Source organism: Streptococcus sp. CF8_St5-17 (assembly GCF_024295665.1).
Lineage (GTDB): Bacteria > Bacillota > Bacilli > Lactobacillales > Streptococcaceae > Streptococcus.
On sequence record NZ_JANCOU010000001.1, the window covers coordinates 68,659 to 80,155 of the forward strand.

At 36.7% G+C, this 11,497-nt stretch carries 7 protein-coding genes; 1 reads left to right on the forward strand and 6 read right to left on the reverse strand.

Features of this window, described 5'->3' with window-relative positions:
• Nucleotides 1-64: 64 nt before the first annotated feature.
• From NMM19_RS00360 to NMM19_RS00385, 6 genes are all read right to left on the reverse strand, one after another.
• Nucleotides 65-1,882 (reverse strand): LPXTG cell wall anchor domain-containing protein, encoded by a 1,818-nt coding sequence (locus tag NMM19_RS00360; protein WP_178895170.1) that lies wholly within the window; start codon nucleotides 1,880-1,882, stop codon nucleotides 65-67.
• Nucleotides 1,883-2,126: 244 nt separating this feature from the next.
• Nucleotides 2,127-2,303 carry a 30S ribosomal protein S21 gene (rpsU, locus tag NMM19_RS00365; protein ID WP_000048054.1) on the reverse strand — a complete coding sequence of 59 codons (177 nt, stop codon included), beginning with the start codon at nucleotides 2,301-2,303 and terminating at the stop codon, nucleotides 2,127-2,129.
• A 110-nt stretch (nucleotides 2,304-2,413) separates the two neighbouring features.
• Nucleotides 2,414-2,737: a hypothetical protein gene (locus NMM19_RS00370; RefSeq protein ID WP_178895171.1), complete on the reverse strand. Its 324-nt coding sequence runs from the start codon at nucleotides 2,735-2,737 to the stop codon at nucleotides 2,414-2,416.
• Nucleotides 2,738-2,769: 32 nt separating this feature from the next.
• Nucleotides 2,770-3,399 carry a class I SAM-dependent methyltransferase gene (locus NMM19_RS00375; protein ID WP_178895172.1) on the reverse strand — a complete coding sequence of 210 codons (630 nt, stop codon included), beginning with the start codon at nucleotides 3,397-3,399 and terminating at the stop codon, nucleotides 2,770-2,772.
• Between the two features lie 105 nt (nucleotides 3,400-3,504).
• Entirely contained in the window at nucleotides 3,505-4,212 is a 708-nt protein-coding gene (locus tag NMM19_RS00380) for a glucosamine-6-phosphate deaminase (protein ID WP_049495524.1), read from the reverse strand.
• 148 nt (nucleotides 4,213-4,360) lie between these two features.
• Complete coding sequence (locus tag NMM19_RS00385; RefSeq protein ID WP_178895173.1) at nucleotides 4,361-7,069, reverse strand: GbpC/Spa domain-containing protein; 2,709 nt, start codon at nucleotides 7,067-7,069, stop codon at nucleotides 4,361-4,363.
• A 252-nt stretch (nucleotides 7,070-7,321) separates the two neighbouring features.
• Between NMM19_RS00385 and NMM19_RS00390 the strand changes: the two genes are divergently transcribed.
• Nucleotides 7,322-11,371 (forward strand): glycoside hydrolase family 66 protein, encoded by a 4,050-nt coding sequence (locus NMM19_RS00390; RefSeq protein ID WP_254729644.1) that lies wholly within the window; start codon nucleotides 7,322-7,324, stop codon nucleotides 11,369-11,371.
• The last annotated feature ends 126 nt before the right edge of the window (nucleotides 11,372-11,497 follow it).

The window sequence follows — 11,497 nt, forward strand, 5'->3', positions numbered from 1 at the left end:
AAGGATTAAACAACAAATTGTTGTCTAATCCTTCGGACTATTATTTCATAATAGATAGTGCACTTTAGTTATCTTGTTTCTTTAAGCCCAAGACTCCAAGACCAGCTACCAAGAGTGCTACACCAGTTGCAAACAATGATTCTTTAGAACCAGTATTTGGCAATTCCTTTTTAGGTTCAGATGTTGTAGACGTAGTTTCAGGTCTTGTTTCTTCAGTTGTTTTACCTGAAGGAGTTTCTTCACTTGATTTACCTGGAGTTGTCTCAACTGTTGTAGTAGTGGTAGTTGATTCTTCTGTTGTTGTAGTGGTAGTTGATTCTTCTGTTGTTGTAGTGGTAGTTGACGCTTCTGCCGTTGTAGTTGTTGTTGGCTCTACTGTCGTTGTAGTTGTTGAAGTAGTAGTTGGCTCTACTGTTGTTGTCGTGGTAGTTGTAGTCGTGGTAGTTGTAGTCGTAGTACTAGTTGTTGTCGTAGTTTGTTCTACTTTTTTATACCAGTGGATACGATTTCCTTCACGATCTTTTTCTGTTTTCACAAACTCATAACCATCAATAGTAGCTGGATCTTTCCAACCCTTATCCTGTGGTTTAAGATTTTCTTTTGTATCGATATCTTTGTAGTCTGTTACAAGCGTATCAAGAACTAATTGTGCACCTGCAGAATCATTAATGATACGGTAAATATAGATACCCTTTGAATCTTTCCCATCAATAGTTGCCGTAGCTACTTTCGAAACATCATATTGCATTTTTTCAAGATCAATCTTAGATTTATCGATGATATTAATACGGTTTTGACCAACACCGAAGAATACTCCTAATTCTTTTGGAACATCTCCTGAAATCATTTCAAGTGTGATTTTCTTAGCTGAAACTGAAGTTACTTTAAACTTAGGTGCTACACCTGTCGGGAACACATAAGCACCATATTGGTTAACACTATAGCTACTATAGACAGGTAAGATAAAGTAAGCTTGGTGTGTGTCGCCCACTTTAATTGCATCATCTCCACTTGTTTTCCACTCGATACCTGAAGCATCATTGAATTCTAACTCAACAGTTGAACCAACTTTCATACCTTCACTTCCACGAACTTGGAATTGTGTAGTCGTTTCATATGATCCATCAGCGTTGAATTTAATCGTATTTCCAGAAGGTGTGAAGTGGATTGAGTTTGTCTCAGTAGCAAATTGTTCTACTTTCGGAATATCTACTGTACTTGTCACAGAAGAAGATCCAACTTTAATCACTTGGTTTAAAGTGTAGTCTTTATTTGCGATTACAGCTCCATTATAAGCGTTATCTGATGTAATTTGGAACTTGACTTGTTTCAATACATCTGGTTTTTCAGCTTCAATAGCTTTCGTAAATGTAATTTTTAATGTCGCGCGTGTTGATTCCAATTCAGCTTGTTGCATTTGAGCTGTATCGTTTGAACCTTGACGTGCTTTATTGACGTTTTCAAACGAAACAATTGAAATTTTACCAATTGTCTTACCTTCGTAAGTGACATCCTTGCCATTTAGTTGATTTAAGACAGCGACGTTTTCTAATGTAACTGTAACATAGTCGCCTTCTTTCACATCATCATCTGTAATTGAAAAAGAAAGGTCTACATCTGTGTAGTATTCATAATATTTAATATCATGGTTTTTAATAGTACCAGTCACTTCTGCAGCTACTTCTCTTGCTTCACGTGCAGGAGTTTCTGTAGTTGTTACAGCTTCAGCAGAAGTTGTTGCTTCAGCACTTGTTGTAGAAATTTGCTCAGCTGTCGTTGTTTCTTCAGCAGTGATGATTTCTTGACTTTGAAGAGCGGCCAAAAGCACACCTGTAGACAATAAAGTGATTAATAATTTTCCAAACCTTTTCTGGTTTTTCATCCCTATTTACCTCCGTGTAAAATTACACTATTTTAGCACAATTTTACTCTATTTTTCAATTAAAATCAACTAAAACGAATAATTATTTTAAATGTCAAATAAAAGTAAATAGAGTTATAATATTCAGTTATTACATCCTTAAGTTTGATTTTTATCCAATTCCTAAATAATCATTGAAACATGTAAAATTATTCGGGTCTTAAGAATACAAAAAAGACTAGACAAGTCTAGCCTTTCACTTCAATTAGAATTTTTTACGTTTACGAGCTGCTTCTGATTTACGTTTACGTTTTACAGAAGGTTTTTCATAGAATTCACGTTTGCGTGTTTCTTGAAGAGTACCAGCTTTAGTAACCGCACGTTTGAAACGACGAAGTGCATCGTCAAGAGATTCATTCTTACGTACTACTGTTTTAGACATTTTTTTCACTCCCTTCAAGTTCAAGATCTATTCTATTTTACATGCATAATGAATAAATGTCAAGGGGAAGCCTACATTTATTCCTATTTTCCAGTTTATTAATTACTTTCTTACCTATACTTTATCAAATCATACAACTTTGTTACTGCTTGTTCAAAAGATTCAATATATTCCCAATATTCATCAGGAAGATTTGAAATCTTACTCAAGTCATTGCTATCAAAATGATATACCAGATGACGAAGAATTTGATTTTCAATAAAATGCAAATCCCTCAGCTGATCTATACTAATAGAATCGATCTTTTCTACGTAGTGACATAAATTAGCCAGCGACTGCCTATCAAATACTTTTTCCTCGTGTAAATAATAGAGAAAGCTTTGGTTTTCAGCCTTTTTATTATCTTCTATCAAATTCCTATTCTTCGTATTCATTCTGATTCCTCCTGTAAAAGATTTTAAAAAAGCTACTTTTTAACAAATCCTTTACGAATTTTATAAAGGATCCACGATCCCTTTCTTTGACTAGCTACGAGCTCAAACCCTACTGATAACAAGAATCGTCTAAATGCTTCTTCGCTTTGAACCTGTGGTAAAAAGTAAGATAACTTGTTATATTCACAAGCCAGTAAGAGCATCCCGTCTGATTTGAGTATTCTTCGAATTTCCATAAAAGAAGCCTCTAGATTCTGCCAATGAAAATGAGTTTGAAAGGCTGTGATTAAATCAACACTTTCATCAGAAAAACCTGTCTCCCTAACGTCTCTTCGTTCAAAATTTAGATTAGTCATCTCTATCTGTTTGGCTTGAGCTATTGCGGTATCTGAAATATCGATTCCAGTTATAGTACTTTGCGGAAAAGTTTCTTTCAGTAGGATGGTTGAACGGCCGTTCCCAACTCCTACATCTAAGATTACAGGGTAAAATGTCCTATCCAGATGACGAATTGCCCATACAAACATGGGGAGATAGGCTCTATTCCACAATTTCATCATTCGTTTTCCTAGAATACCTGAAGGGTTCTTTGATTGCTGAATGAGACGATAAAACAGTAACATTAAAAGTAAAAAACAAATAAAACCGATTATATAAATCAAAGTTCGAACCTCCTTTATATAGCTATATTATACCACCTTAGCAGGATAGTGAACATTTGAAGTAAAAAACCACTCACTACAAAGAGCAAGTGGTTCGTGAATTTTTTATTTTTCAAGCAGGCTAAGTGCTCCAGCATCCGCAATAATAGTTACATCTGGATGGTTCTGCAAACTACTTGCTGGAAGACTTTCAGTAACTGGACCTTCAACAGTTCCAGCGATAGCTTCTGCCTTAGATTCACCATAAGCAAAGAGAAGAATAGATTTTGCATCTAGAATATTTTTGATTCCCATTGAGATAGCTTGTGTTGGTACATCTTCAATCTTATCAAAGAAGCGAGCATTTGCTTCAATAGTAGACTGATCAAGATCTACAAGGTGTGTTTGACTATCAAATGGAGTTCCTGGCTCATTAAATCCAATATGTCCATTTCGGCCAATTCCCAAGATTTGTAAATCTACTGGATGATCTGCAAGAATTTGATTATAACGTTCTACTTCTTCTTCTGCATTATCTTTTACACCACGCGGTAAAAAGCTTTCTTTGAATGGCTTTTTATTGAATAGATTTTCTTGCATAAAGTAACGATAAGATTGTGGGTTATCTCCATCAAGACCTACATATTCGTCCAAGTTAACACTTGTAAGATTTGAAAAATCAAGGTCACTCTTAACGATTTCTCCATAAAACTCAAGTGGACTGCTACCTGTCGCAAGTCCTAATGTTTGAGCACCGTTTGCTAACTTTTCTTTTAAAATTTCAAAAGCTACTTTTCCACCTTCTTCAGGATTTTTTACTTGAATAACTTTCATAATTGTTCCTCCATATTTCTTTATTTCATTATATGGTATAGACCAATTTTTGTCAAGTGAAAACGGTTTAATATTTTAAATTTTATAGGAGAATGTCAAAAAAAGAGAAGACTAAACTAGTCTTCTCTTTTTAAATTGTCAGAATGAATTAGTCTTCTTTTTTCTTTCTTGACAAAGCATAACCGGCAGTAGCTAAACCAATAAGTGCTGAATAAGTCATGAATGATTGTTCAACTGAACCAGTATTTGGCAATGATTTCTTAGATGATTCTGGTTTTGGCTCTGGTTTTGGTTCTGGCTTAGGCTCTGGTTTTGGCTCTGGTTTTGGCTCTGGTTTTGGCTCTGGTTTTGGTTCTGGCTTAGGCTCTGGTTTTGGTTCTGGCTTAGGCTCTGGTTTTGGCTCTGGCTTAGGCTCTGGTTTTGGCTCTGGCTTAGGCTCTGGTTTTGGTTCTGGCTTAGGCTCTGGTTTTGGTTCTGGCTTAGGTTGTGGTTTTTCATTTTCCTTGATAAGCACAACATTTTTATTCCATTCAACAACTGGTTTTTCTGTTTCTTTCTTAACAGGATCCTTCACCAACTCAGGTGCTTCTGGTTTAACCGGTTCACTTGGTAAGACAGGTACAGTTTTATATTCTGGTTCTGTCGGTGGAACTGGTTTTTCTTTAACAGTTGGTACTTCTGTCAATTCTGGTTTTTCAGGTTTAACTGGAGGTGTTGGTTCTGTTGGTTTAACTGGCTCTTCACCTGGATCTTGAGGGAAGCCAACGTTTGAGTTGATAGAGAACCAATAGATAGTTGCTTCGCCTGTTGCGTTAGCACCTTTTGCTGTAAATTCAAGATGACCATCTTTCAAAATAACAGCAGCACCACCATAGTAAAGGTAAGGGCTCGTAGGATCATCCCAACCCTTAGTTTCACTTGAAGAGTCTGCATTAAATGTAGCACCTTGATCCATGTATTGGTTTTGTTCTTTAGCAGATACTTCTTTTGTAGATGAATCTTGGTCTACACTTGAATTTGGAAGTTTAATAAACTCTTTGTCACCAATGTTTACAGACTCAACGTGAGGAGTATCTTGGTGTTTCATTTTTGGTGTGTATCTCAAAACACCTGATGTAGCGTCTACAGTGTAAGAACCGATAACATCTGATTTATCACCAAATGTGTAATCTTCAGTACCAACTGAGTGACCATTTCCGCCACCAGATGCGTTCACTGTTGTAGCATCAACTGTTGTTTCTTCAGTTACTTTGAAGGCATCATCAACCCATGTTGCTTTTTGAGCAACAATTTTCAAAGGATTATCAGCATTGATATCAACTTCTGCACTACCGAAGTCAGCTTTACCGCTTTTCACAACAACGTTTGCACCATCGAGTTTTGGTTCAGTTCCATCTGAATATGGATCCCAAGTTCCACGAACTGTATTGCCTTCGCTATCTTTAGCTTCAACAACTAGAGGACGAGGTTTGTCATTTTCAACATAAGATGCACCATTCCAGTGGTTAAGTGAGTTAAGGGCAAGGATTGCATTGTGTTGTGACAAATCAATTAATTGGTCATTTTCATCGTAAAACTCAATGTCAACACCAACAGTTACTGGGTTTTCAGTATCTGTTGAGCTACCAATTGTCATTGTAACTGCTGGATCGTTATAAATTTGAACGATTCCTTTTCCATCTGATGATGGAAGGCTCTTCACTTCGTATTTATAAACAACTTTTGCAATACGTTTTTCTTCGCTACCTTTTACAATTTTAGCTTGAGTAAGTCCTGTGTATGTCACATCAAATTTGTCTCCGACTTTTACAACTCCCCACTCAATTTCATTGTTGGCATATGGATTTGTAGTTGTCAAATCAGAATCTTGAAGATTCTTTGTTTCATACATTTTTGTAGCTTTCCCATCGCCGTACATACGAGAATGACCTTCTTTTGTCAAGTAAGTTGTTAATCCAGTTGTTTGGTGTGTGATTTTAGTTGTTTCGCCATCAGCAAGTTCTTCAGAGAGGAATGTCAAATCTTGTTTGTATTTCTCAGGATTTCCACCACGCTCTGCAACCATCTTATTGAAGGCATCTTTAGCATCATCGTATTGTGCTTTTTTCTTGTTGTAAATTTCGAGCTCAATCAAGTAAGCAGCTTGTGCTTCATCATAAGCAGCTTTTTTAGTCTTGTAGTCAGCTAATTTAGCTTCATATTCTGCTTGAGCTAATTTATTACTTTCAGTAGCTTCTTGATTTGCTGTTACAGATGCATTGTATGCTGCAAGTGCTGTGTTATATTCTTCAAGAGCTTTTTCATAAGCAACACGTGCTTCTTCATTACTTTTTTCTACTGCTGTTTTTTCTGCTGATTTTTCAGTCAATTCTTTTTTATAAGCAGTAAGTTTTTCGTTGTAAGCTGCAAGCTCTTTATCGTAGTTTGCTTGTGTAGCAGCATTTTTAGCATCAACTTCAGCTTTTTCTTTTTCGTAAGCTTCTTGATTTGCTGCCACTTCAGCTTTATAATCAGCTACAGTTTTATTAATATCAGTAACTTGTTTTTCGTAATCTTTAGCAGCAGCTTCCTCTGAATCTTGCTTTTTAGTCTCAGTTTCTTTAACTTCAAGACCTTCATTTGTGGCAGCAGTTTTAGCTTCTTCCAACTTCTCTGGAACCGCAACTTCTTTTGTTTCTTCTCCAGCTACTGTTGTAGTTGAAGTAGTAACAGGTGTAGTTACTGATGAAGTTTCATCGGCAGATACAGTAGCAATACCTGCAGCAGCAATCACTGTTGCGACTGCAACAGAACCAAAAGCAACTGAGGTTTTTCTCAAGGCATACTTAATCGTTTTATTATTCTTTAACGATGACATGACAAACTCCTTTTTAAATGTTTTTTATTTATGCTTATCAAGCAAAAAGAATTTTTGTTCTTCGAAGTCAGAAAAATCGTAACAAAAATTATTTTAAAAGTCAAGTATTTTTATTAATTTTTTTCAAGTTTTTTTTCACTTTACTTTCATGAGTTTTTCATTTTGTTTTCAAAAAGTTTACGTTTTTGTTGACATTTTCTTATGAACTGTCGTATAATTTCAACTAACAAAATACTATGATTGGAGGATATAATGAAATCTTCAAATAACTTTTCTCAAGAAAAAGGTCACGGCTATTTCCGTAAGCGAAATAAAGTACTTGTATCTATGATTACGGTCTTTGGTTCTTTAATGTTAAGTTCTGTTGCTATGGCTGATGAAGTTGCTTCAACTACAACTTCATCTACAAACGTAACAACATCAAGTCAACCAGCCACTAGTAATGAGACCACTAGTGAGCAACCTACTACAACAACTAGTGAGGAGACCACTAGTGAGCAACCTACTACAACAACTAGTGAGGAAACCCCAAAGACTTCTTCAAGTGAAGAGACATCATCTTTGCCTCAAACTGCAAGTGCAACTGAACCAACAACTCGTAGTACTTCAGTGGCAACAAGCACTTATAACACACCAAAAATCCAAAACGATGTAACATTTAACAAAGCCACATATAAAAGTGGGGAGGATGTTAGCATCTCAATCAATAATCCTGACGTAACTTCGTCTGATTTGACAGTGTCTCATCTAGACAAAGTTATTTATGAGTTGAAAAATGCTCCAGGAAATTCACTTGTCATTCCAAACTCTGTTTTCTCTCCAAATTCTGGTTATCTCATTGACGTCATCGGAAAGAATGCTGATGGAAAACAAGAATTTCACAAGGTAGCTGGTCTATCAGTTGAAGATGATTGGACTGTATATCCACGTTATGGTGTTGTAGCAGGTTCAAAAGACAATCACAATTCGATCACTAAAGAGCAAGTGGAAGGATATAAAAATAGTATTGACCAATTGGCCAATATGCACATCAATAACTACTTCTTCTACGACGTTTACAATACTCCTGCTAATCCATTCCCAGCTAATGTTGAACGATTCACTCAAGATTGGGCTACTTTCTTGATTCCGAAAGATGAAACAGATCCCGAAAAACGTAAAACATACTTACCGGTTATTGACACAGAAGCTGTAAAAGAGTTGGTTTCTCATGTCCATTCAACTGGTGCTAAAGCTATGCTTTATAATATGATTTACGCTGTGTCTCTTGATGAAAAAATCCCAGACCAAGTAAAAAGTGCGATCGTACGCAACTTGCAAGATCACTTCAACTTTGGAAAGACTGGTGATGTTACAGCGACTGACATCCAACAATTTCTTGATCCAGGAGATCCGAACTGGCAAAACTTTATCATCAATGTAATGTTAAAAGCCATGAAAGAAGGCGGCTTCGATGGTTGGCAAGGGGACACTATGGGGACTAACTTGGTTGAAAAAGTTAACGAACCTGGAAAAGCTTTCTCTTTAAGTGATAACTATCCAAAGCTAGCCGCAGCTGCAACAGAGGCCCTCAAAAAAGAAGGCTATGACTTCATGATCAACGATATCTCTACTGGAGATGCTGATCGATTAGGAAAAACCAATGTCTCTGCACCTTATGCGGAAGTTTGGGGAGATAGCATCGCCCATGATTCTACCTACCAAGCCTTAACACGCTTGACTGAGCGTATGCGAGATTTATACAACGGAAAATCTCCAATTATCGCTGCTTATACACACCGTGAAAAAAATGCAGCAAAACTCAGCAAAGACAATGAATTACTAACAGATGCAATTATTGCAGCAAGTGGAGGTTATCATATGACCACTGCTGCTCTCAATACATCTCAAGATGAAAAAGGTTTTGGTGTTATTCAGGCTGAATGGTACCTCAATCAAAACTTACCAGTCAATGCTGATTTTGCTAATGCAGAATTCAACTACCAAGAATTTATCGTTGCCTACCAAGAACTCCTTCGTGGACGCGAAACTTTAGCACATGATACTCGCCGTATTGGAGACAATACAAATGTTCTTGTAAATGGTAAATTTATCGGTTCTAATCTTGATAATTCAGATGGTGTTCAATCTGGTACCGTTTATACCATCACAAAAGAAACTAAAACTGGTGACCGAATTGCTCATTTAATTAATCTTGTTGGAATTACTGAAAACAAATGGAATAGTGCTGTTAATTCCACTACCAAACTGACTAACATCCAAGCTTTTGTGCCACTTGGTAAAATTTCAAAAGATCAGGCCGAACATGCGAATATCTACTGGGCTACCCCAGATGCAGTAGATGGAAAGTATAATATTAAACTTCGCGAAACTACTGCTAATGTATATTATGATAGCGGGGCTGGTCAATGGATGGCTGCAATTGATGTTCCTAGCCTGGATGTATGGGATATGCTCTATGTCAAACTTAATGAAGTTGCCCGTGTTATTTATCAAGATGAAAATGGCAAGGAACTTGAACGTTCAAGCGACTTTGTTGGCCATACTGGTGAAAAGATTGACTACTCAACAAAAGATACGATTGCTAAATACCTGAAACAAGGTTATAAACTAGTTGAGAACGAATTTGATAAAAATGGACCAGCAAAATTTGACCGAGATGCTTCAAACATTAATGGTGATGGCGTACAGGAATTCATCGTTCGCTTTACACCAAAAATTGTAGATTTTTCTGAAACACAACCAATTCAAGTTGGCCGAGTTGTTCCAGGAGATACCGATGGTAGCATCTATCCAACTCCTAAAGCTCCAAACGGAAAATCTATTAGTGATCTCAATCATTTATCAGAAAAAGTAACTCGTACTATCACCTATGTTACTGAAGATAAGAATGGTAACAATCGCCAAGAAGCTGACATCGTTTCAAAAACAGATAGTTTAAACTTTAGCCGAAAAGGAACTATCAATTTGGTAACTGGAGAAACAACACTTGAAGATTGGGTGTCTAAAGACGGTACTACTTTCGCAGATTATGAAAATCCAGTCAAAAATGGATATGTTGTCGTATCTAAAGAATCAAATGTAACAATCTCTCCTGATCTTAATAAATCTGGAGGTCATACTGGAATCCTAGCTGAATCTGATGACATTTCTGATATTGTTGTCTACCGACCAGTCGGTGTTTATACAATTAGTTATGCATCAGGAAAAGAACCATCAAATGCTATTAAAGAGATTGCATATTTAAATGATTCTTCTAATCCAACTGCTATTTCAGCGCCAACTGCAACTCTACCATATATTGAAGGGTTAGAACCAAAAGATGCAACTGGAAAAATCTTAACCTTTGTAGATCCACTTGATGAAACAAAGGGATACCTTCTTCCTACTGCAACTTCTGCTACTAATGATACAGCAATTACTTATACAATTTCTCAAGGAACAGTGACGGTACAATTCCTCATTACAGGTAGTGATACCGAATTACAAGACTCTCAAACAGTTTCTGAAAACGCAGACTTTGGTACGAACTATACTACAGATGCACCAAAAGTAATTACAAAAGACGGTCTAGTCTATAATCTAGTTGGTCATCGTGAGGGTTCTGCTGATGTTTCAGGAACAGTATCTAAGGGAAATAAAACAGTAATTTATGACTACAAACTTGCTTCAGGAAATGTCATTGCACGATTTGTCCTTCAAAACACCACAACTGAATTGCAACCAGCTGTCGTTATTGCTTCAAATGCAGATAACGGTTCTGCCTACATTGCTGTTGCACCGGACGAAATTTCTTATAATGGTCAAACATACGAACGTATTAGCAGTGCACAACAATCAGGCCAAGTCGGAGTAGGAACTACAGATCTGATTTTTGAATACAAAGTCAAAGAATTACCAACTCCTCAACCTCAACCTGAACCTCAACCTGAACCTCAACCTCAACCTCAACCTCAACCTCAACCTCAACCTCAACCTAAACCTAAACCTCAACCTCAGCCTCAACCTCAACCTCAACCTCAGCCTAAACCTCAACCTCAAACTCAAACTCAAACTCAACCTCAGCCTAAACCTCAACCTCAAACTCAAACTCAAACTCAACCTCAAACTCAAGTTCAACCTCAAACTCAAGTTCAAGGTTCTGAACGTCAAAAAGAGTCAATACAATCAGAAAGAACTTTGATTAAACCTGGTAGTCAGCTACCTGCAACAGGAGAGCAAAATTCCCAATTAGCATATCTTGGATTTGCTTTTCTCACTGGATTTGCAGGTCTTGTCGGTTATAAAAAGAAACAAGATTAAACTACTATAATTTTAAAAGCCCAAGGAATAAGTCCTCGGGTTTTTTTATAAGAAAATAACAAAGAGGCCTTGCTCTTACGAGCAAAGCCTCTTCATTTTAAAGCTAAAATTGTTATTTCAACATCA

Excerpts from the sequence above, each read along its gene's own strand:
- NMM19_RS00385 (WP_178895173.1), bottom strand. The coding sequence starts at position 7,069 with ATGTCATCGTTAAAGAATAATAAAACGATTAAGTATGCCTTGAGAAAA.
- NMM19_RS00370 (WP_178895171.1), bottom strand. The coding sequence starts at position 2,737 with ATGAATACGAAGAATAGGAATTTGATAGAAGATAATAAAAAGGCTGAA.
- NMM19_RS00390 (WP_254729644.1), top strand. The coding sequence starts at position 7,322 with ATGAAATCTTCAAATAACTTTTCTCAAGAAAAAGGTCACGGCTATTTC.
- NMM19_RS00360 (WP_178895170.1), bottom strand. The coding sequence starts at position 1,882 with ATGAAAAACCAGAAAAGGTTTGGAAAATTATTAATCACTTTATTGTCT.
- NMM19_RS00380 (WP_049495524.1), bottom strand. The coding sequence starts at position 4,212 with ATGAAAGTTATTCAAGTAAAAAATCCTGAAGAAGGTGGAAAAGTAGCT.
- rpsU (WP_000048054.1), bottom strand. The coding sequence starts at position 2,303 with ATGTCTAAAACAGTAGTACGTAAGAATGAATCTCTTGACGATGCACTT.